At 73.5% G+C, this 19,906-nt stretch carries 19 protein-coding genes, 1 tRNA gene and 1 pseudogene; 14 read left to right on the top strand and 7 right to left on the bottom strand.

Annotated features, from left to right (window positions below; translation table 11 throughout):
* The coding region (locus tag IF47_RS0122185) for a sensor domain-containing protein (protein WP_037733114.1) at positions 1-805 on the bottom strand (805 nt) is incomplete at its 3' end.
* Between the two features lie 179 nt (positions 806-984).
* A pseudogene (locus tag IF47_RS29710) lies at positions 985-2,051 on the bottom strand (sensor histidine kinase).
* Positions 2,052-2,244: 193 nt separating this feature from the next.
* Here IF47_RS29710 and IF47_RS0122170 point away from each other — a divergent pair.
* The 12 genes from IF47_RS0122170 to IF47_RS0122115 all read left to right on the top strand — a co-directional run bounded on the left by IF47_RS0122170 (position 2,245) and on the right by IF47_RS0122115 (position 13,733).
* Positions 2,245-2,616, top strand: a complete 372-nt coding sequence (locus IF47_RS0122170) for an NADH-quinone oxidoreductase subunit A (protein WP_031510676.1) — start codon at positions 2,245-2,247, stop codon at positions 2,614-2,616.
* Complete coding sequence (locus IF47_RS0122165) at positions 2,607-3,278, top strand: NADH-quinone oxidoreductase subunit B (RefSeq protein ID WP_031510675.1); 672 nt, start codon at positions 2,607-2,609, stop codon at positions 3,276-3,278. The genes IF47_RS0122170 and IF47_RS0122165 overlap by 10 nt, the downstream gene beginning before the upstream one ends.
* A complete protein-coding gene (locus tag IF47_RS0122160; RefSeq protein WP_051718063.1) occupies positions 3,275-4,480 on the top strand; it encodes an NADH-quinone oxidoreductase subunit C in 1,206 nt (401 codons plus the stop codon). Before IF47_RS0122165 ends, IF47_RS0122160 begins: the two co-directional genes overlap by 4 nt.
* Positions 4,477-5,439 carry a complex I subunit 1/NuoH family protein gene (locus IF47_RS0122155; RefSeq protein ID WP_031510673.1) on the top strand — a complete coding sequence of 321 codons (963 nt, stop codon included), beginning with the start codon at positions 4,477-4,479 and terminating at the stop codon, positions 5,437-5,439. Before IF47_RS0122160 ends, IF47_RS0122155 begins: the two co-directional genes overlap by 4 nt.
* Positions 5,439-6,008, top strand: coding sequence for a NuoI/complex I 23 kDa subunit family protein (locus tag IF47_RS0122150; protein WP_031510672.1), 570 nt, complete (start codon positions 5,439-5,441; stop codon positions 6,006-6,008). Before IF47_RS0122155 ends, IF47_RS0122150 begins: the two co-directional genes overlap by 1 nt.
* Entirely contained in the window at positions 6,005-6,595 is a 591-nt protein-coding gene (locus IF47_RS0122145; protein ID WP_031510671.1) for an NADH-quinone oxidoreductase subunit J family protein, read from the top strand. Before IF47_RS0122150 ends, IF47_RS0122145 begins: the two co-directional genes overlap by 4 nt.
* A complete protein-coding gene (gene nuoK, locus IF47_RS0122140; protein WP_031510669.1) occupies positions 6,595-7,041 on the top strand; it encodes an NADH-quinone oxidoreductase subunit NuoK in 447 nt (148 codons plus the stop codon). Before IF47_RS0122145 ends, nuoK begins: the two co-directional genes overlap by 1 nt.
* Positions 7,038-9,116, top strand: a complete 2,079-nt coding sequence (locus tag IF47_RS0122135) for an NADH-quinone oxidoreductase subunit 5 family protein (protein ID WP_031510668.1) — start codon at positions 7,038-7,040, stop codon at positions 9,114-9,116. The genes nuoK and IF47_RS0122135 overlap by 4 nt, the downstream gene beginning before the upstream one ends.
* 3 nt (positions 9,117-9,119) lie before the next feature.
* The gene (locus IF47_RS0122130) at positions 9,120-10,727 is read left to right on the top strand and encodes a complex I subunit 4 family protein (RefSeq protein ID WP_031510666.1); all 1,608 of its coding nucleotides are present in this window, start codon (positions 9,120-9,122) and stop codon (positions 10,725-10,727) included.
* Entirely contained in the window at positions 10,724-12,301 is a 1,578-nt protein-coding gene (locus IF47_RS0122125; protein WP_031510665.1) for an NADH-quinone oxidoreductase subunit N, read from the top strand. Before IF47_RS0122130 ends, IF47_RS0122125 begins: the two co-directional genes overlap by 4 nt.
* A 155-nt stretch (positions 12,302-12,456) precedes the next feature.
* Positions 12,457-13,320 (top strand): zinc metalloprotease HtpX, encoded by an 864-nt coding sequence (gene htpX / locus IF47_RS0122120; RefSeq protein ID WP_031510664.1) that lies wholly within the window; start codon positions 12,457-12,459, stop codon positions 13,318-13,320.
* On the top strand, positions 13,317-13,733 hold the full coding sequence (locus IF47_RS0122115) for a YccF domain-containing protein (protein ID WP_031510663.1): 417 nt from the start codon (positions 13,317-13,319) through the stop codon (positions 13,731-13,733). Before htpX ends, IF47_RS0122115 begins: the two co-directional genes overlap by 4 nt.
* On the opposite strand, the gene IF47_RS0122110 is transcribed toward IF47_RS0122115, so the two are convergent.
* Together IF47_RS0122110 and IF47_RS0122105 are read right to left on the bottom strand one after the other, a co-directional pair.
* Positions 13,730-14,518 carry a restriction endonuclease gene (locus tag IF47_RS0122110; RefSeq protein WP_031510662.1) on the bottom strand — a complete coding sequence of 263 codons (789 nt, stop codon included), beginning with the start codon at positions 14,516-14,518 and terminating at the stop codon, positions 13,730-13,732. The genes IF47_RS0122115 and IF47_RS0122110 overlap by 4 nt on opposite strands.
* A gap of 158 nt (positions 14,519-14,676) precedes the next feature.
* Positions 14,677-15,072: a hypothetical protein gene (locus IF47_RS0122105; RefSeq protein ID WP_031510661.1), complete on the bottom strand. Its 396-nt coding sequence runs from the start codon at positions 15,070-15,072 to the stop codon at positions 14,677-14,679.
* 380 nt (positions 15,073-15,452) lie between these two features.
* Here IF47_RS0122105 and IF47_RS0122100 point away from each other — a divergent pair, with 380 nt between their 5' ends.
* On the top strand, positions 15,453-16,667 hold the full coding sequence (locus IF47_RS0122100; RefSeq protein ID WP_031510660.1) for a cation:proton antiporter: 1,215 nt from the start codon (positions 15,453-15,455) through the stop codon (positions 16,665-16,667).
* 85 nt (positions 16,668-16,752) lie between these two features.
* Here IF47_RS0122100 and IF47_RS0122095 read toward each other — a convergent pair whose 3' ends face one another.
* Positions 16,753-17,241: a YajQ family cyclic di-GMP-binding protein gene (locus tag IF47_RS0122095; protein ID WP_031510659.1), complete on the bottom strand. Its 489-nt coding sequence runs from the start codon at positions 17,239-17,241 to the stop codon at positions 16,753-16,755.
* Positions 17,242-17,418: 177 nt separating this feature from the next.
* Between IF47_RS0122095 and IF47_RS0122090 the strand changes: the two genes are divergently transcribed.
* A tRNA-Tyr gene (locus tag IF47_RS0122090) sits at positions 17,419-17,500 on the top strand.
* A 178-nt stretch (positions 17,501-17,678) separates the two neighbouring features.
* Here the strand turns inward: IF47_RS0122090 and IF47_RS0122085 are convergent.
* Both IF47_RS0122085 and IF47_RS0122080 read right to left on the bottom strand, forming a co-directional pair.
* Positions 17,679-18,359, bottom strand: coding sequence for an NAD(P)H-binding protein (locus IF47_RS0122085; protein WP_031510658.1), 681 nt, complete (start codon positions 18,357-18,359; stop codon positions 17,679-17,681).
* A 28-nt stretch (positions 18,360-18,387) separates the two neighbouring features.
* Positions 18,388-19,725: an amidohydrolase family protein gene (locus IF47_RS0122080; RefSeq protein ID WP_245641190.1), complete on the bottom strand. Its 1,338-nt coding sequence runs from the start codon at positions 19,723-19,725 to the stop codon at positions 18,388-18,390.
* Positions 19,726-19,906 lie beyond the last annotated feature (181 nt).

Below are 19,906 nucleotides of genomic sequence, written 5' to 3'. Positions count from 1 at the left end.
GGGCGACGAGGCGGGCCTGGGCGCCGTCGTGGAGGTCGCGTTCGATGCGGCGCAGGTCGGCGGAGGCGGTGTCGGTGACCACCCGCCGACCCGACTCCAACTCCCGCATCCGGGCGGTCAGCCGGGACGGGCCGAGCAGGCCGCGGACCATCGCGCGGTCCACGTGCGTCAACCCGCGCACCAGCCACGGCGCGACCAGGACGAGCACCAGGCCGGTGGCGGAGGCGGCGGCGACCTCCGGGGGGCTGTCCAGGTACCAGCCGTTGCCGTTCCCGTCCCCGTACATCTGAAGGCCCGGCTGGTCGGTGTGGGCGGGGAAGACCCAGAACCACAGCGGGTACGTCAGCATCCCCCAGCCCAGCGTCCAGAACGGCAGCGCGACGCAGAAGGCGAACACCGCCCACGGGAAGTGGAGGAACGCGTACAACAGGTGCCGCCAGGACGTTCCGCTCCGCAGCAGCGCCCACACCCACGCCATCGCGCCGCCGCCGCGCCGCTCGGCGTGGACCGGTTCCGGATCGTCGACCTCCACCCCCAGCAGGGCCCGGGCGCGGGCGCGTTCCACCGCGCCGACGCCCCGCGCGCCGGCCAGGGTCAGGGCCAGCAGCGGCACGCCGAGGAAGGTGACCGACAGCCCGATGCCGGCCGCGGTCAGGGCGGTGGCGAGGGCGAAGGTGACGCAGGCGAGCGGCAGACCGATCAGGACGTGGAGGAACTCCCGCCAGGCGGAACCCTCGAAGGGGACGCGCAGCACCGCGGGAACACGGGGCCGGCGGAGCGCCGGGGAGGTGTGGGCGGCGGTCATGGGCCTTCCGATCTCTCGGTTCTTTCGGTCGCGGTGTCCGGCGGGGACCGGGCCGTCGTGCGGTCGGCGGCCCGTACACCAGGGTCGACCGCGGCGGGTGAGCGGGCCATGGAGCGTGTCGGCGTTCCGGATCGGGGGTTTTCCCCACCCCCGGTCGAGGGGTTGGTATTGGGGGGTGTTCAGGGGGTGTGGTCGCGCCAGGGGAGTTCGGCGGTGATGGTGGTGGGTCCGCCGGTGGGGGAGTCGATGAGGAGGAGGCCGTCGACGGAGTCGAGGCGTTCGGTGAGGCCGGCGAGTCCGGTGCCGGTGGTGGTGGTGGCGCCGCCGTGGCCGTTGTCGGTGATCTGGAGCAGGAGGCGGTGGGGGGTGCGCCAGATGTCGAGGGTGGCGGTGGTGGCGTGGCTGTGTTTGCTGATGTTCTGGAGGAGTTCGGAGGCGGTGAAGTAGGCGATGCCTTCGATGGCGGGGGCGGGGCGGGTGGGGAGGTCGACGGTGACGGTGACGGGGACGGTGCAGCGGGCGGCGAGGGTGGACAGGGCGGGGCCGAGGCCGCGGGGGCGACGAGGCGGGCCTGGGCGCCGTCGTGGAGGTCGCGTTCGATGCGGCGCAGGTCGGCGGAGGCGGTGTCGGTGACCACCCGCCGACCCGACTCCAGCCGGGCGATGCGCCGCTCCAACTCGTCCGACGGCGACAGCAGGCCGCGGACCATCGCCCGGTCCACGTGCGTCAACCCGCGGGCCAGCCACGGCAGGACGGGCCAGGCGACGAAGAGGGAGACGAAGGCGAGGGTGAAGGTGGTGACGCCCCACGGGAGGCGGATGAAGGAGTAGAGGGCGTGCCGCCAGCCGACCGGGTCCTTCAGGCTCGTCCACAGCCAGGGGAAGAACCCGCCGTGCGTCCGGTGCCGGATCGGGGTCGGCTCCTCGATCCGCACCCCCAACAGCACCCGCGCGCGGGCCCGCTCCAGCCGGCCGAACCAGCGGCAGCCCACCAGGCCGAGCGCCAGCATGGGCAGCCCGACCACCGTGACCGACAGCGGCAGGCCGCAGAACACCCACACGCAGACGTACGTGAAGCCGACGAGGTCCATCGGCAGGTTGAGCAGGAGGTGCGTGACCTCCTTCACGGTCGACGCGGTGAGAGGCGGGCGCAGCGGGGGCAGCCGGTCACCGCCGTCGCTCTCGGGGTCACCGCTTTCGGGGCCGTCGTGCCGGGTGCGGCCGGGGGTCGGAGGGCTCACGGTCATGCGCCAAGACTGCCGTGGGCGGCGGACGCGCCGCCATGGGGTGCGCGGGCGGAGGAGGGGTGGGGACGTCCCCACCCCGTCGGGAACCGCGAACGGGGCGGGTCCCGTCGCCGGCACAGGGCCTAGACTCGCCTTCCGACGGAGCGCTGTACTGAGCTGTACTGATGCGAACACCACCGAGCGAGGGACGGACGTGCCGGACTACTTCCACGGCTACGCGGTCGTCGGGCTGGTCGCGGTCGTCGGGGTGCTCTTCGTGACCGTGGCCTTCGGGGCCGGACGGCTGCTGCGACCGGTGGTGCCGACACCGGAGAAGCTGCTGACGTACGAGTGCGGGGTCGACCCCGTCGGCGAGGGTTGGGCGCACACCCAGGTCCGCTACTACGTGTACGCCTTCCTCTACGTGGTGTTCGCCGTCGACTCGATCTTCCTCTTCCCCTGGGCGACGGTCTTCGCCGCACCCGGTTTCGGCGGGGTGACACTGGTGGAGATGTTCGTCTTCCTCGGCTTCCTGGCCGTGGGACTGCTCTACGCATGGAAGAAGGGCGTCCTGGCATGGACGTGACCCCCCGCACCGAACGGCCCACCGACCCGTCGCCCGTGGACCTGCCGGAGCCCCGCCGGCTGGGCGGGCTGGCCCGGCTGGCCCCGGAACCGATGAAGGTGGTCCTGAACTGGGGCCGCCGCTACAGCCTGTGGGTCTTCAACTTCGGGCTCGCCTGCTGCGCGATCGAGTTCATCGCCGCGTCGATGTCCCGCCACGACTTCATCCGCCTCGGCGTCATCCCCTTCGCGCCGGGACCGCGCCAGGCCGATCTGATGGTCGTCTCGGGCACGGTCACCGACAAGATGGCCCCCGCGGTCAAGCGGCTCTACGAGCAGATGCCCGAGCCGAAGTACGTGATCTCCTTCGGCGCCTGCTCCAACTGCGGCGGCCCCTACTGGGACTCCTACTCCGTCACCAAGGGCGTGGACCAGATCATCCCGGTCGACGTCTACGTGCCCGGTTGCCCGCCGCGGCCCGAGGCGCTGCTCCAGGGCATCCTCAAGCTCCAGGAGAAGATCGCCCACGAGTCGCCGGCCGAGCGCTACGGGCACGCGGCCGCCCGGACGCCGGCCACGCCCTCGAAGGCCGCCCTGACCAGCGACCTGATCACCCCGCCCCCGCCCCCGCCCCCGCCCCCGGGCTCGGGCACGGGCACGGCAGAGGGGGAGGGCCGCGCGTGACCGGTCCGACCCCGCCCACCGTCGGATGGCTGCCCCGGCCCGCCGAGAAGATCTTCGGCGAGGGCGCGAGCGCCTCGTGGGCGTACGAGCTGCTGACCGTCGACGTGCCGGCCGAGCGCTGGATCGAGGCGCTGACGGCCGCGCGGGACGAGCTGGGCTGCACCTACTTCGACTGGCTGAGCGCCGTGGACGAGCCGGGCGCGGGCTTCGCCGTCTGCGCGCACCTGGCCGCGCTGGGCACACCGGTGCGCGGGCTGCTGGTGCGGACCACCGTGCCGCACGAGAGGCCCGAGCTGCCCACCGCCACCGGGGTGTACGCCGGGGCGGCCTGGCACGAGCGGGAGACGCACGAGATGTTCGGCGTCGTCTTCGCCGGTCACCCCAACCCGGCGCCGCTGCTGCTCCCCGACGGTTTCGAGGGGCATCCGCTGCGGAAGGACTTCGTGCTGGCCGCCCGCGTCGCCAAGGCGTGGCCCGGCGCCAAGGAGCCGGGGGAGTCCGGGGCGGGCGGCCCGAGGCGGCGGCAGACGCTGCCGCCCGGCGTGCCCGATCCCAACGAGTGGGGGCCGCTCAAGGGGCAGCTTCCCCCGGCGCCCGCCCGGTCGGCCCGCGGTCGCGCGGGGGCGGACGGCCCGGGGACACGGCCGCGCCGGATGCGCAGCGCGAGCGCCGGTTCGGCGAGCCAACGCGCTGCCGGGACCGGGGCTCCGGAGAGCCCCGAGACGCCCGAGAAGACCCCCGAGTCGCCCGCGACTCCCGCGCCGCGGCGGATGCGCAGTGCGAGCGAGGGGTCGGCCGGCCAGCGGGCGGCGGGCGGCGCCCCGGAGGCACGTCCGGGCCGTCCGGCCCGTCGGATGCGCAGCGCCTCGGAGGGCTCGGCCAGTCAGCGGGCCGCCGGCCGGCCGGCGGGGGAACCGGGCCGGCGCAGCACGGACGCCCCTTGGCTCAAGCCGTCCGAGCCGTCCGAACCGACCGAGCGCTCCGGGACCGAGCCGTCCGAGCCGCCCGCGCCGACCGGTGAGACGTCGGACGAGGCCGCCCGCCGCGTCCACGGACGCGACGAGCGGGACGGGACGACGCTCGCCGAGGGCGGCGGCGCCTCGGTGGCCAACGCCCCCGAGGGCGACGACCGCGGCGAGAACAAGAGCGACAAGAGCGACAACGGCGACGAGCGGGACGGGACGACGGGAGGCGGCGCCTGATGGACGTGCTCGACGTCGCCTGGCGGCTGTTGGCCGTCCTCCTCGCCTTCCTCGTCCTGCCCCTGCTGGTCGGCCAGACCGAGCACAAGGTGATGGCCCACATGCAGGGACGTGTCGGCCCCATGTACGCGGGCGGCTTCCACGGCTGGGCCCAACTCGTCGCCGACGGAGTGAAGTTCGCGCAGAAGGAGGACATCGTCCCGGCGGACGCCGACCGTCGGATCTTCCAGCTCGCGCCCGTCGTCGCCCTCCTCCCGTACCTGCTGGTGCTGGTCGCGATCCCGGTCGGGCCGGACGGCATGGTCGGCCAGGCCGTCGACGCGGGGATCTTCTTCGTGCTCGCCGTGATGGGCGTCGGCGTGCTCGGCTCCCTGATGGGCGGCTGGGCCTCGGCCAACAAGTTCTCCCTGCTGGGAGCGTTGCGGACGGCCGCCCAGCTCCTGGCGTACGAGCTGCCGCTGCTGCTCGCCGCGGCCTCCGTCGCCATGGCCGCCGGGACGGTCTCGCTGACCGGCATCCTGGAGGCGTTCGAGTGGTGGTGGGTGCCGTGGCAGATCGTCGGCGCCTTCGTCTTCTTCACCGCCGGGCTCGCCGAACTCCAGCGCCCGCCCTTCGACGCGCCCGTCGCCGACTCCGAGATCATCTTCGGCGCGTACACCGAGTACACCGGCCTGCGCTTCGCCTTCTTCCTGCTCGCCGAGTACGCGGGCATCGTCGTCCTCTCCGCGCTGACGGCGGTGCTGTTCCTCGGCGGCTGGCACGGCCCGTTCGCCGACGACCTCGGCTGGCTGTGGACGCTGCTGAAGACGGCCGTCCTCGCCTTCGTCGTCATCTGGCTGCGGGTGAGCTACCCCCGGCTGCGCGCGGACCAGATCCAGCGGTTCGCCTGGACCGTGCTCGTCCCCCTCGCCCTCCTCCAGATCGCGCTCACGGGCGTGGTCAAGGTGGTGATCCAGTAATGGCCCTCCCCGGCAGCGGTCTGGCCAAGGGCCTGGCCGTCACCCTCCGCACCATGACCCGGCGTTCGGTCACCGCGCACTACCCGGACGTCCAGCCCGAACTGCCCCCGCGCAGCCGGGGGGTGATCGGGCTGCTGGAGGAGAACTGCACGGTGTGCATGCTGTGCGCCCGCGAGTGCCCCGACTGGTGCATCTACATCGACTCCCACAAGGAGACGGTGCCGCCCGCCACCCCGGGGGGACGCGAGCGCAGCCGCAATGTGCTGGACCGCTTCGCCATCGACTTCGCCCTCTGCATGTACTGCGGCATCTGCGTCGAGGTCTGCCCCTTCGACGCGCTGTTCTGGTCCCCGGAGTTCGAGTACGCCGAGACCGACATCCGCGACCTCACCCACGAGCGCGACCGGCTGCGCGAGTGGATGTGGACGGTGCCGGCCCCGCCCCCGCTCGACCCGGCGGCCGAGGAGCCCAAGGAGATCGCCGCCGCCCGCAAGGCCGCCGAGAAGCAGCAGCGGGAGGCCGAGTCACGCGAGGCACGGGAGACCGAGGCGCGGGAGGGTGACACGTGAGCACCGCCGCCGCGGCGCGGCTCGCGGCCGACACCCCCGGTTTCCTGTCGCCCACCGGCGTCGAGGTCCTCTTCCTCCTCGTCGGCGTCGTCACCCTGGGCGCCGCCATCGTCTCCGTCACCAGCAGACGGCTCGTCCACGCCGCGCTGTGGCTGGTGGTGGCGCTCGGCGGGATCGCGGTGGAGTACCTCCTGCTCTCCGCCGAGTTCATCGCCTGGGTGCAGGTCCTGATCTACGTCGGCTCCGTCGTCGTCCTCCTCCTCTTCGGCCTGATGCTCACCAAGGCGCCCATGGGACGCTCGCCGGACGCCGACTCCGGCAACCGTCCCGTCGCCCTGGCCGTCGCCGTCACCGCCGCCGTCACCCTGGTCACCGTGGTCGTGGACGCCTTCCACAGCACCTGGATCGACCTGGACGACGGCGGGCCGCAGGGCACCACCCGCGTCACCGGGGAGATCCTCTTCCGGCACTGGGTGCTGCCCTTCGAGGCGCTCTCCCTGTTGCTGCTCGCCGCGCTCGTCGGCGCGATCGTCCTGTCGCGCCGGAAGGACGGGCGGACCGGCGGGGAGAACGGAGGGGAGCGCTGATGCACCTCGCCTACCCCGCCGTCCTCGCCGCCCTGCTGTTCTGCACCGGCCTGTACGGCGTGCTCGCCCGGCGCAACGCGATCCTCGTCCTGATGTCGGTCGAGTTGATGCTCAACGCCGTCAACCTCAACCTCGTCGCCTTCGACGTCTGGCTCCGCGACGCCCTCCACGCGGGCCAGGCCCTCACCCTCTTCACCATCGCCGTGGCCGCCGCGGAGATCGGCATCGGGCTGGCCATCGTGCTGCTCGTGTACCGCAATCGGGGCACCTCCGACATCGACCGACTCCGTGCCCTCGCCGAGACCGACAAGCCGACCGAGCCGACCGACGCGCGGGCCGGCGCGCCGACCGACACAGCCGACACGGAGAGTGACGGGGCCGGTGTGGCAGCCGGCACCGACGGCGCCGGCGGCACGCGCCCGACCAGGGGAGAGGCCACCGCGTGACCACCACGACCCTCGCCGTCCTCGTCCCGCTGCTGCCCTTCCTCGGCGCCGTCGCCGGGCTCCTCCTCGGCCGCCGCCTCCCCGCCTACACACGCCCCCTGGCCGTCCTGCCCACCCTCACCTCGGCCGTGCTCGCCGTCGTCGTGGCCCTCCGCCAGGGCGGCGACGAGCCCCTGACCGGCGCCGCCCTCCTCACCCCCACGGGGAACGACGCGCTGCCGATCGAGTTGGCCTTCCACCTCGACGGCTTCGCCGTCCTCGTCGCGGTTCTCGTCGGTGTCGTCGCGTCCTGCGTGCAGATCTACTCCACCGGCTACCTGCGCGACGACCCGCGCTACCCCTCCTACGCCGCGCTGGTCTCCCTCTTCACCGCCGCGATGCTGCTGGTCGTCTACAGCGACGACCTGATCGTGCTGCTGGTCGGCTGGGAGGTCATGGGCATCTGCTCGTACTTCCTGGTCGGCCACTACTGGGAGACCCCGGCCGCCCGCGCCGCCTCCCTCAAGGCGTTCCTGGTCACCAAGCTCGGCGACGTGCCGTTCCTCATCGGCGTCCTGGCCCTGGGCTCCGAGGCCGGCACGTTCCGCATCAGCACCATCGTCACCCGCCTCGCCTCCCCGCTCTCCTCCTTCGAACTCGCCCACCCCACCGTGATCGCGCTGCTGCTGCTCGCCGGGGTCGCGGGCAAGTCCGCGCAGTTCCCGCTGCACACCTGGCTGCCGGACGCGATGGCGGGCCCGACACCGGTCTCCGCGCTGATCCACGCCGCCACGATGGTCGCCGCCGGCGTCTATTTCGTGGCCCGGCTGCTGCCCGTCTTCACCGCCTCCACCGCGGCACTGATCGTCCTGGCCGCGGTGGCCGCCGTCACCATGGTCGGCTCGGCGCTCGCCGCTCTCGCCCAGGACGACGTCAAACGCGTCCTGGCCTACTCCACCGTCGGCCAACTGGGCTACATGATCGGGGCGCTGGCCGTGGCCGACCGCGGCGCCGCCGTCTTCCACCTCGTCTCGCACGGCGTGTTCAAGGCGCTGCTCTTCCTCGCCGCGGGCGTGCTCATCCACGCGGCCGGCACCAACTCCCTCGCCGCCATGTCCCGGATGTCCGGCCTGGCCAAGCGGGTGCCGGACGCCTACTGGACGATGACCGTCGCCCTGCTCGCGCTGGCCGCCGTACCGCCCTTCGCGGGCTTCTTCTCCAAGGAGGCCGTCCTCGGCGCCGCCGAGCACGCCGTCACCGGCCCCGTCACGGGTCCCGCCGCCGGAGTCGCCGGAGCCGCCGGCGTTCCGGCCGTCGCGGGCTGGACGGTCCTGCTCGCCGGGCTGCTGACGGCCCTGCTCACCGCCGCGTACGCCGCCCGGCTGTGGCTGCTGGCCTTCCACGGCCGCGGGGAGGAGGCGCCCGACCTCGGACGCCCGCCGGCCGTGATGAACACCGTGCTGTGGGTGTTGGCCGGGCCCACCATCGCCGCCGGACTCCTCTACGGCGCCCTGCCCGACTGGTTCGACGGCGGTTCCCTCGCCCCCACCCTCACCACCTCCGTCCTGGCCACCGGCCTCGCCGTCGCCGGCTTCCTGACCGTCCACGCCGTCTGGCGGCACGGCACCGCGAAGGCCGCCGCCCGCGTCCCGCTGGGCGCGGTCGCCGCCCACCCGGACGCCGCCCCCTCCCCCTCCTCGCCGGGGCCGTCCGTGCCGCGGTTCTCGACCTCCGAGGTCGAGGCCATCGCCACCCACCAGGCGGTCTACGGCGACATCGCCGCCGCCGACGACCCCGCCGATCCGGCCCGCCGCCTCCTCGGCCCCCTGCACCGCCACGCCGCCCGCGGCTTCCACCTCGACGCCGTGTACGCGGCGGTCGCCGTGCGCCCCGTCCGGGCCGCGGCCCGCCTCGTCCGCTTCCTCGACCGCGAGGTCGTCGACACCTACGTGAACGGCGCGGGCGGCACCGCCCGGCTGCTGGGCGCCGCCGTGCGCCGTGCCCAGACCGGCAACGCGCAGACCTACCTCGGCGTCCTGCTCGCCGGCTCCCTCGTCCTGGCCGTGGCCGCCGCCCTCGTCGCCGCCGGAGCGTGACCAGTGATCCCCCTGAACGACACCGTGGCACGACTGCTCCTCGTGGCCGTCGTCGCGCTGCCCCTGATCGGCGCGGTCGCCGCCCTCCTGCCCGCCCCGCCCGGACTGAAGGGCAAGAGCCCCGAGCAGGCCGTGCTGCGCCACGGCGTCACCGTCACCGGCGCCGTCCTCGCCGCCGCCGTGCTGCTGGCGCTCGGCTTCGACCACGACCGCCCGGGAACGTTCCAGGCGACGACCGACGTCCCCTGGATCCCGGCGCTGGGCGTCCGCCTCCACCTCGGCGTCGACGGCGTCTCGCTCCCGCTGGTCGTGCTGACCGCGCTGCTGACCTTCCTGTGCGCGCTGCACGCCTACCGGCGCATGCCGGACGGTCCGCGCCCCCAGGCGTTCGTCGCGCTCGTCCTCGTCCTGGAGTCCGGCACCCTGGCGACCTTCGCGGTGCTGGACCTGGTGCTGTTCTTCCTCGCCTTCGAGATGGTCCTGATCCCGATGTACTTCCTCATCGCCCGCTGGGGCGGCGAGGGACGGGAGGGCGCCGCCCGGAAGTTCGTCCTCTACACGGTGCTGGGCTCGGTGGTGATGCTGCTCGGGCTGCTGCTGCTCGGCCTGAACGCGCCGGGCGGCCCCACCTTCGACATGACGGTGCTCGTCGAGAACCACGGCCGGGGCGTGAGCCACACCGTCCAGCTTCTGGCCGCCCTCGCCATCGGCGTCGGCCTGGCCGTCAAGACGCCGATGTGGCCGCTGCACAGTTGGCTCCCCGACGCCCACACCGCGGCCCCGACCGTCGGCTCGGTGCTGCTGGCGGGCGTGCTGCTGAAGATGGGCACCTACGGCCTCGTCCGGATCGTGGTGCCGATGGCGCCCGACGGCATCCACACCCTCGCCCCGTACCTGGGGGCCTTCGCGGTGACGGGCATCGTCTACGGCTCGCTGGCCTGCCTCTTCCTCGCCCGGCGCGGGAACGGCGGCGACCTCAAGCGGTTGATCGCCTACTCCTCCGTGGGCCACATGGGCTTCGTCCTGCTGGGCATCGCCACCCTCACCCGCGCCGGCGTCAACGGCGCGCTGTTCGCGAACGTCGCCCACGGTCTGATCACCGGCCTGCTGTTCTTCCTCGTCGGCGCGATCAAGGAACGCACCGGCACCACCGATCTGGACCGGCTCGCGCTCGACGGCGGGAGCGAGGACGGCGGGGGCGCGGCGCTGTACGGACGCGCCCCCCGGCTCGGCGGGCTGCTCGCCTTCGGCGCGGTGGCCTCCCTGGGCCTGCCCGGGCTCGCCGGGTTCTGGGGCGAGGTGCTCGCCCTGCTCGGCGCCTACCACCCCGCCGACGGCCTCAGTCGTCCCGCGTACCTGGTCTACCTGGCCGTCGGCGCCTTCGGCACCCTGCTGACCGCCGCCTACCTGCTCGTGGTCGTCCGCCGGGTCTGCATGGGCCGGCCGCCCACCTCCGGCGCCACCCTCGCCCTGCCGGACGTCCGCGCCCACGAGTTCGCCGCCTGGACCCCGCTCGTCGTCCTCACCGTCCTGGCCGGACTGTGGCCCGCGCTCCTCCTCGGGCTCACCGAACCGGCCGTGCAGACCCTCCTGCCGGGAGTCAGCCGATGACCGTGCTCGTCCAGGGAACCGCCGGGGCCGTCGGGAACGCCGGGAACGTCGGGAACGCCGAGAACGTCGTCCAGTCCGTCGACTGGCTCGCGATCGCCCCGCCCACCCTCGCCGCGCTGGGCGCCCTGGCCGTCCTGGTCGCCGACCTCTTCCTGCCCGAGCGCCGCAAGTCGCTGCTGGGGTGGACGGCCGGCGCCTTCCTGGTGCTCGCCGCGCTCTCCCTGCTGCCCTCGGCGGCCGGCGACCGCGCGACCTTCTGCCTCACCACCGACCCGGAGGCCTGCTCCTACGTCGCCGACCCGTTCGCCCTGGCCGTCCAGTTCCTGGTGCTCGGCGCGGCGGCTCTGACCGTCCTGCTGTCGGTGACGACCGTGCGGGACGAGCGGCTGCCGGCGGGCGAGTACTGGTTCCTGCTCCTGGCCTCCGCCGCCGGCGCCGCGCTGCTGCCCGCCGCCCGCGACCTGGCGACCCTGATCGTGGCCCTGGAGGTCGCCTCCCTGCCGTCCTTCGCCCTGGTCGGGCTGCGCCGCGGGGACGGGCGCTCCTCCGAGGCGGCCCTGAAGTTCTTCCTCTCCTCGATCACCGCCACCGCCGTCAGCCTGATGGGCGTGAGCCTGGTCTACGCCGCCACCGGCTCGATGCACCTGGTCCGGGTCGCCGAGGGGCTGCGCGACGTCGATCCGGGGCTGGGGACCCTGGCCGCCACGGGGGTCGTCCTCACTCTCGTCGGCTTCGCCTTCAAGACCGCCGCCGTCCCCTTCCACTCCTGGGTGCCGGAGACGTACGTCGGCGCTCCGCTGCCGGTGGCCGCCTACCTGTCCGTGATCGGCAAGGCGGTGGGCTTCTCCGGACTGATCCTGGTCACCGTCGAGGCGTTCGGGGCGTACGACCACCTCTGGGGCCCGGTCGTGGCCGTGCTGGCGGCCCTCACCATGACCGTCGGCAACGTCGGCGCCCTGCGGCAGCGCCCCGACCGCGCGCGGGGCGCGGTGCGCCTGCTGGCGTGGTCCTCCGTGGGCCAGGCCGGCTACCTGCTGGTGCCGATCGCCGCCGCGGCGTACGCGGACGAACCGGGGAGGGCCGTGGGCGCGACCGTCGCCTACGCCCTGATGTACGCCGTCGTGAACCTGGGCGCCTTCGGCGTCGTCGTCCATGTCGGTCGCACCGCCGCGGCCAACCGGATCGCCGACTACCGCGGCCTGTACGCCGCCCACCCCGCGGCGGCCCTCGCCCTGGCCTTCTTCCTGCTGTGTCTGGCCGGGCTGCCGCCGGGGATCATCGGCCTGTTCGCCAAGGTCGTGGTCTTCTCCGCGGCCGTGGAGGCGGGCCTGGGCTGGCTGGCGGTGGTGACGGCGGTGAACGTCGTGATCGCCCTGTACTACTACCTGGCGTGGACGGCGGTGCTCTTCCGCGCCCCCGCCGAACCGGCGCCGGGCACGGTGGGCGCGACCGGCGCCCGGCCGCGCGTCGCGGGGCCGCTCACCGCCGCGGTGGGGGTGGCCGCCGCACTGGGCGTCGTCCTCTCGGGTGTTCCCCAGCTCGTCCTGCGCTTCGCCGCCGACGTGCTGCTCTGACCGGCGGCCCCCGGGAACCCAGCACCTCCGCGTGGCGTTGACCTTTCAGGAAAGGGTCCGCCGAATCCGTCAAAAGGCGGAGGCACCAGCACAAGAGGGGCACACGAAGGGCCACACCGAGGGGTTCCCCTGCCGCACCACCTGGAGGGCGTACCGTGCACCGCCGGCACAACGGGCTGAAGACGGCTCTGCTTCTCGGGGGGCTGTCCGCACTCATCATCGTCATCGGCGGCTTCTTCGGCCGTACGGGGCTGATCGTCGCGCTCGTCGTCGCCGTCGGCACCAACGCCTACGCCTACTGGAACAGCGACAAGCTGGCCCTGCGCGCCATGCGGGCACGTCCGGTCAGCGAGTTCGAGGCGCCCGGCCTCTACCGCATGGTCCGCGAGCTGTCCACGGCGGCCCGCCAACCCATGCCGCGCCTGTACATCTCGCCGACCCAGGCGCCCAACGCGTTCGCCACCGGCCGCAACCCGCGCAACGCGGCGGTCTGCTGCACCGAGGGCATCCTGCGGCTCCTCGACGAGCGGGAGCTGCGTGGCGTCATCGGGCACGAGCTCAGCCACGTCCACAACCGCGACATCCTCGTCTCCTCCATCGCGGGCGCGCTGGCCTCGGTGGTGATGTTCCTGGTGAACTTCGCCTGGCTGATCCCGGTGGGCCGGTCGGACGACGACGAGGGCCCCGGTCTGGTGGGCATGCTGCTGGTCATGCTGCTGGGGCCGATCGCGGCGTCCCTGATCCGGCTCGCGGTCAGTCGCTCCCGCGAGTACGAGGCGGACGCCTCCGGGGCCCGGCTCACCGGTGATCCGCTCGCCCTCGCCTCCGCCCTGGACAAGCTGGACGCCGGAACGAAAAGGCTCCCGCTGCCGCCCGAGCCACGGCTGGAGACGGCGAGCCACATGATGATCGCCAACCCGTTCCGTCCCGGTGACGGGTTGTCCAAACTGTTCTCCACCCATCCGCCGATGACCGACCGCATCGCCCGGCTGGAGAAGATGGCGGGGAGGCGCCCGTGAGGACTCTGCTCAACATCGTCTGGTTGATCTTCTCCGGGCTGTGGATGGCCCTGGGGTACGTGGTCGCCGGCGTGATCTGCTGCGTGCTGATCGTCACGATCCCGTGGGGCATCGCCTGCTTCCGGATCGCCGCCTACGCCCTGTGGCCCTTCGGCCACCGGGTCGTCGAGCGGCGTGACGCGGGCGTCGCCTCCGGGGTGGGGAACGTCGTCTGGCTGATCTTCGCCGGGATCTGGCTCGCTCTGGGGCACATCACGGCGGGCATCGGGTTCTGCCTGACCCTGATCGGCATTCCCTTCGGGATCGCCCACTTCAAGATGGTGCCCGTCTCCCTGATGCCGCTGGGCCGCGAGATCGTCCGCAGCGACGCCGCGTACCCGTCGTACCACTGGAGCCGGAACCCGGTCACCTAGACCTCGGGGGTCACGCGGCCGGCCCACGGTGCCGGCCCGGTGCCGTCGCTCCAGGCCGCGAGGGCGTCGCGGTCGACGCACAGGATTCCGCACTGTTCGGCGTACTCGACGGCCGGCGCCGTGAAGCCGCTGGTGGTCACCACGGCCGCCACCTGGGCCTCGTGGACGGTCCAGCAGGTCCCGCCGAAGCGCTGCACGTCCTGGGATCCGACCTTGTTGGCCTCCCCGTAGCGCTTGCACTGGAGGACGACGCGCCGGCCGTCCGGGGCGGTGGCGAGGACGTCGGCGCCGAGGTCGCCGGCGCCGCCGACGACCTCCACGTTCCGGCAGCCGTCCCGTTCGCACAGGGCGGCGACGGCCCGCTCGAACTCCTCCGCGTCCATGGCGTCGTAGTGGTCCGCCGGCCAGGGGGCCGCCCGTTCGGGGGCGGTGTCGCCGGAGGCGGCGGTGTCGGCGATGTCGTCGGGAGCGGGGGGCGCCGTGGCCTCCAGCGTCTCCAGCGCGGTCTCGGCGCCCTCGGTCAGGGCTCCGACGGCCCGGCGGGCCGCCCTGGCGGCCCGGAAGCGGCGTCCGCCGCGCAGGACGGCCACGGCCACCGGCGCGCAGAGCAGACAGCCGGCGACGACCACGACCGGGTGCCGCTCGGCGGCCCCGGCCACCGCGCGCACCGCGAGCCCCGCGCAGACCAGCAGGATCGCGGCGAGGACGAAACCCAGGGTCGTCCGCCGCAGGTCGAAGGCGGGGCCGCGGCCCCGAGGGCGCGTACGGCGGGCGGGTGTGGCCATCGGCGGTGGACCTCCCGGCGGTTCGGCACTGGTCGTTGTGCCGTCTGCCCCCGATCGGCGGGTTCAACGGCCCACGCCGGGGCGAGGGGCGGCCCGATCCCGTCCGGTTCCGTCCGACCTCACCCGATTCCGTCCGTGCCGCGGTGGCCGGGCGGAGGTCAGCAGCCGACGCCGACGCAGCCCTTCTTCTTGATCACCTGGTTGTTCCCCACTGTGCCGACGACCTCGAATCCCTCGATCCTGACCCCGTCGCCGGTGTTGATCTCCGGGTTCCTGTCGGCCGTGGCGGTCATCCTGGCGTCCTGGCCGTCCCGGGTCTTTCCGTCGCAGGTGATGCGGAGGTTCTCGCCGCTGCCCTCGTCGGCGCAGTCGAGGCCGCCGTCGATGGGGTGTCCGGCCTGTTCGAAGGCGGCCTCCCCGGCCTGGGCCGCGGCTGTGCGGACGGCGGCGCCGGTCAGTTCGTTGTTCCCGCCGTCCTCCCCGCAGGCGGCGAGCGCGAACGTGCCGCACAGCAGGGCGACCGGCAGGACGGTCCGTGCGGTCCTCTTCCTCATACGTTCTCCAGGGCACGTGGGCGCGGGACGGTCCGTTCCCGGGTTCCCTGAGCGAGGTGTTCCGCAACCTCCCGAACCGCTCTTCCCTCGGACGCCCGGGCCCTTCGCACCCTCGTCCGGGAGTCCTCGAAGAGACAGACGGCGGAAAACAAGCACAATCAAAATACGCATGTATGTCAGCTTGTGAGATAAAAGCGAGAAAAGTAGTTCGGTAAACTAACCTTTGAACCTCTCTTGACGATCGACCGACCGAGCCGTCCGAACGCACGGGAGGACCCCATTCACTCGCTGACCCCCGCCCGACCCGGCTCCTGTCCGTTACCCGCTGCCGCACCCGGGAGGTGACCGCCCTCATGGGGCACACGGACACCCTGCTCGCCATGGGCGGCGCCTTCGTCGCCGCCGCCGTCCTCGCTCGGCTCGGGACCCGGATCGGGCTCCCCACGATTCCCCTGTTCATCCTCGCCGGGGCGCTCCTCGGCCCGCACACCCCCGGCTTCGTGCTGGTGCAGGACCCGCACGACCTGGGAATGCTCTCGTCCCTCGGCCTGGTGCTGCTGCTGTTCTACCTGGGGTTGGAGTTCCACCTCGACGACCTCAGGGCCGGCGGCCGGAAACTGACCCTGGCCGGGATCGTGTACCTGGTGCTGAACGTGGGCGCCGGTCTGGTCTTCGGGTTCGCCCTCGGCTGGGGCACCTCCGAGGCCTTCGTCCTCGCCGGGGTGCTCGGCATCTCGTCGTCGGCGATCGTCACCAAAGTCCTGGTCGACCTCGGTCGAATAGGCAATCCCGAGACCAAGGCCATCCTCGGCATCATCGTCATCGACGACATCTTCCTCGCCGTCTACCTGGCCGCGCTCCAGCCGGTGATCTCGGGTGCCGACAGCGCGGTGTCCGCGGTCGGCCAGGCGGGCAAGGCGTTCGGCTTCCTGCTGGTGCTCGCCATCCTGGCCCGTTGGGGCACCGCCCTGATCGGACGGCTCATCGCCACCAAGGACAACGAGCTGCTGGTGATCTCGTTCCTCGGCGCCGCGGTGCTGATGGCGGGCGTAGCCGAGATGTTCGGGGTGGCCGACGTCATCGGCGCCTTCATGGTCGGCCTGATGCTCGGCAGCACGTCCTCGGGGGACAGGATCCGGGAACTGGTCAACCCGCTCCGGGACGCCTTCGCCGCGATCTTCTTCTTCGCCTTCGGCCTGTCCATCGACCCCGGCGACCTGCCGAAGGTGGTGGTGCCCGTCCTCGCCGCGGTGGCCCTCACCGTGCTGATGAACGTGCTCTCGGGCCTGTTCACCGCCCGGATGTACGGCTTCGGCCCCGAGCCGACGGCCCATGTGGCCATCACCCTGACCGCCCGCGGCGAGTTCGCACTCATCCTGGCCACCATGGCCGCGACCGCCGGCCTGGACGCGAGGCTCTCCCCGTTCATCGCGGGCTACGTGCTGGTCCTCGCCGTGCTCGCCCCGCTGGCCGCGGGCCGCTCGCACCGGCCGGCCCGGCTGCTGGCCCGCGTCATGCCGGGCGACCGGTCCGGGAAGGCCACCGAGGCGGAGACGGTGGAGGAGCCGCCGGAACCGGTGGGCGTCGAACGCTGACGGACCGCCGCGGACACCCGCCGCCCCGGCGGGTGTCCGCGGCGTGGGGGCCGGCCCGGAACACCACCGGGGCCGGCCCCACCGCTCAGCGGTAGTTGACGAACTGGAGCGCGAAGTCGAAGTCCTTGCCCTTGAGCAGGGCGATGACCTCCTGGAGCGCGTCCCTGCTCTTGGAGCTGACCCGCAGCTCGTCGCCCTGCACCTGCGCCTTGACGCCCTTGGGGCCCTCGTCGCGGATGATCTTCGCGACCTTCTTGGCGTTCTCCTGGGAGATGCCCTCCTGGATCGACGCGAAGAGCTTGTACTCCTTGCCGGACGACTGGGGCTCCCCGGCGTCCAGCGACTTCAGCGAGATGCCGCGCTTGATCAGCTTGGACTGGAAGACGTCGAGGATCGCCTTGACTCGCTCCTCGGAGTTGGCACGCATCTCGATCTTCTCGCCCGACCAGGCGATGGAGGCGTCCACGCCCTTGAAGTCGTAGCGCTGGGAGATCTCCTTGGCGGTCTGGTTGAGGGCGTTGTCGACCTCCTGCCGCTCGACCTTCGAGACGATGTCGAAACTGGAGTCGGCCATCGTGGATTGGCTCCTCGTACGTAGATCCGTCGGGGTGCGGCCGCGCACGGCACGCGCACGTCAGCCTAACCACGCGACGCGGCGGTTCACCGCCGGACGATCAGGTGGCGAACCACCCCCCACCATCGGGTATGGTTATGCCCGTTGCCGAAGGGGAAGCCCCGAGGCGACGGACCAGGCGGTGTGCCCGAGTGGCCAAAGGGAGCAGACTGTAAATCTGCCGGCTCAGCCTTCCTAGGTTCGAATCCTAGCGCCGCCACAGAAACGAAGCCCTCTCCATCCTGCGGAAGCAGCAGGCGGAGAGGGCTTCGTCGTATCGGCGTCGTATCGGCGCCGTGTCGGCGTCGTGCCAGTGCCGCCGCCCCCGACGCGCCGACGCTCCCGGCGCGGGGCCGACCCGGAACGAATCCCCCGGCCGGCCCCACCACCGGGGCGGGTCAGTCCGGCACCTCCGTCGCCTGCGCGCCCAGCGTCGCGACCGCCTGGTCGATCGGGGTGGGGCCGCCCGTCAGCTCCAGCGTGATCCGCACGGTGCGGGGGTCGTCCAAGAGGGCGACGAGGACGGCGGCCACGTCGTCGCGCGTGACCTCGCCGTACTCCACCTGGGGCCCCAGCCGCACGCTGCCGGCGCCCGGCTCGTTCGTGAGGCGACCGGGGCGGAGGATCGTCCAGTCCAGGTCGATGCGGCGGCGCACGTCCTCCTCGGCCGCCTTCTTGGCGCGCAGGTAGGCGGCGAAGACGGGCTCGGTGTCGGCCGGGGGCTCCCGGTCCGCGCCCATCGAGGAGACGACGACGAAACGGCGCACCCCGGCGCGCTCGGCGGCGTCCGCGAAGAGGACGGCCGCCGCGCGGTCCACGGTGTCCTTGCGGGCCGCGCCGCTGCCCGGCCCGGCGCCCGCCGCGAAGACCGCCGCGTCGGCGCCCTCCAGATGCCCGGCGACCTCCTCCACGGACGCCGACTCCAGGTCGCAGACGATCGGCTCGGCCCCCGCCGAGCGCAGGTCGTCCGCCTGCTCGGGCCGCCGGATGAGCCCCGCGACCTCGTCCCCGCGCTCGGCGAGCAACCGCTCCAGCCGCAGCGCGATCTGACCGTGTCCACCAGCGATGACTGTGCGCATGATCCGACCGTACGCCGGGAAGGCCGCGTCAGCGCTGTGACTGGCGGGGAAGCCCGAGTTCCGCGGCGTGACCGGGCCGTGTGTTCGCCGTGTTCGCCGTGTCCCCCGCGCCCGCCCTGTCCGCCCTGTCCGCCGTGTCCGTCGTGTCGCAGTACTCCCGCACCGCGCTGGTCCGGGCCACCACCCGGCCGCGGTGGACGACCAGCCTGCTGTACGCCAGCGACAGCGCCCCGGTGAGGGTGTCCCCGCGCACCGCCAGCAGCTCCGCCGGGAAGCCGGCCTCGATCCGCACCCGAGGCAGCCCCAGGGCCCGGCGCGCCCGCGCGCTCACCGCCTCGTAGGCCGCCTCGGGGTCGAGCCGGTCGCGGGAGACCAGCAGGTGGGCGGCCTCCAGCGGGTCGCCGCGCCCCACCGGGTCGGCCCCGTCGCGCAGCGCGCCGCCGCCCGCGGCGACCCGCACGCCCGCCGCCTCCAGCAGCCGCACGGGCGTCGCGTGGGGGAGAGGGCCCGACAGCCCGCAGCCGCCCCGTGGCAGGCAGACCACCGTGGCCCCGGCCGCCGCCAGGGCCTCGGCGGCACGGGCGGCGACCTCGTGCGGAAGACGGGCCAGACCGTCGCAGGGGCCGACGACCAGCTCCGTCCGCGACTCGCCCGCCAGCGCGGCGAACCGGGACAGCCGGGCCGGGGCCCCGCCGCGGACGTGGAGGTCCACCGGGCGGCCGTACTCGGCGGCCACCGTCAGCACGGCCTCCAGGTGGCCCGCCGGGTCGGGGTCGAGATCCGGGCAGCCGCCCACCACCTGCGCGCCCATCCCCACCGCGTCCCGCAGCACCGCCAGGCCGTCCGCCCCGGCCACGCCGGTCAGCACCCCGGGCACCGCGACGGCGGTGAGGTCGGTCAACCCCCGCAGGGCGTGCCGGGCCCGGAGCACGGCTTGGAGGACGGAGAGTCCGGCGGCGTCGCCGACCCGCACGTGGGTGCGCACGGCGGTGGCGCCGTGGCCGAGTTGGAGCAGGGCGGCCTCGGCGGCGCGCCGCTGGACGTTCCGCTGGAGGTCCCCGATCCCGTCCGGGGGCCCCGCGCCGCCCGCGTCGGCGGTCAGCGCGGTGTCGTAGTGGGCGTGGGGCTCGGCGGGCGCCGGCAGCAGGAGGTGGCCGGTGAGGTCGATCCGGGGGAGCCGCGCGGACGCCGGGCCGGGTGAGGACAGGCTTCCCGCGGCGCCCACCGCCTCGATCCGGCCGCCGCCGAGCCGGACGTCCACGGTGCGTCCGTCGGCGAGTCGGGCGCCGCACAGGAGGAGCGGGGGCGGTCCGGGGGCGGTGTCGCGATCGGGCTCCGCCGGTTCCTGCGGCTGGCTCTCGGGCATGGGGCTCCCGCGGTTCGCTCATGATCGCTGGTGTGGACCGAGCCTAGGGCCGGGCCGGTGCGGTGGGGCGGCGGCAGCACACGGAAGGCCAATAGTCGTACCGGTAGTCGTACCGGTGAGCGGGGAGTGGGCCGGTGGGGCGGTGGGGAACACGGTCGGCCGAAGATCCGGCCGACAAGGA

The organism is Streptomyces megasporus, from assembly GCF_000718985.1.
Lineage (GTDB): Bacteria > Actinomycetota > Actinomycetes > Streptomycetales > Streptomycetaceae > Streptomyces > Streptomyces megasporus.
This window is presented reverse-complemented; position numbering and strand designations above follow the sequence as displayed.

Bases quoted from the DNA above. Each gene is read 5' to 3' on its own strand.
- IF47_RS0122165 (WP_031510675.1), top strand. From the start codon at position 2,607: ATGGACGTGACCCCCCGCACCGAACGGCCCACCGACCCGTCGCCCGTG.
- IF47_RS0122150 (WP_031510672.1), top strand. From the start codon at position 5,439: ATGGCCCTCCCCGGCAGCGGTCTGGCCAAGGGCCTGGCCGTCACCCTC.
- nuoK (WP_031510669.1), top strand. From the start codon at position 6,595: ATGCACCTCGCCTACCCCGCCGTCCTCGCCGCCCTGCTGTTCTGCACC.
- IF47_RS0122125 (WP_031510665.1), top strand. From the start codon at position 10,724: ATGACCGTGCTCGTCCAGGGAACCGCCGGGGCCGTCGGGAACGCCGGG.
- IF47_RS0122110 (WP_031510662.1), bottom strand. From the start codon at position 14,518: ATGGCCACACCCGCCCGCCGTACGCGCCCTCGGGGCCGCGGCCCCGCC.
- IF47_RS0122105 (WP_031510661.1), bottom strand. From the start codon at position 15,072: ATGAGGAAGAGGACCGCACGGACCGTCCTGCCGGTCGCCCTGCTGTGC.
- IF47_RS0122100 (WP_031510660.1), top strand. From the start codon at position 15,453: ATGGGCGGCGCCTTCGTCGCCGCCGCCGTCCTCGCTCGGCTCGGGACC.
- IF47_RS0122095 (WP_031510659.1), bottom strand. From the start codon at position 17,241: ATGGCCGACTCCAGTTTCGACATCGTCTCGAAGGTCGAGCGGCAGGAG.
- IF47_RS0122085 (WP_031510658.1), bottom strand. From the start codon at position 18,359: ATGCGCACAGTCATCGCTGGTGGACACGGTCAGATCGCGCTGCGGCTG.
- IF47_RS0122080 (WP_245641190.1), bottom strand. From the start codon at position 19,725: ATGCCCGAGAGCCAGCCGCAGGAACCGGCGGAGCCCGATCGCGACACC.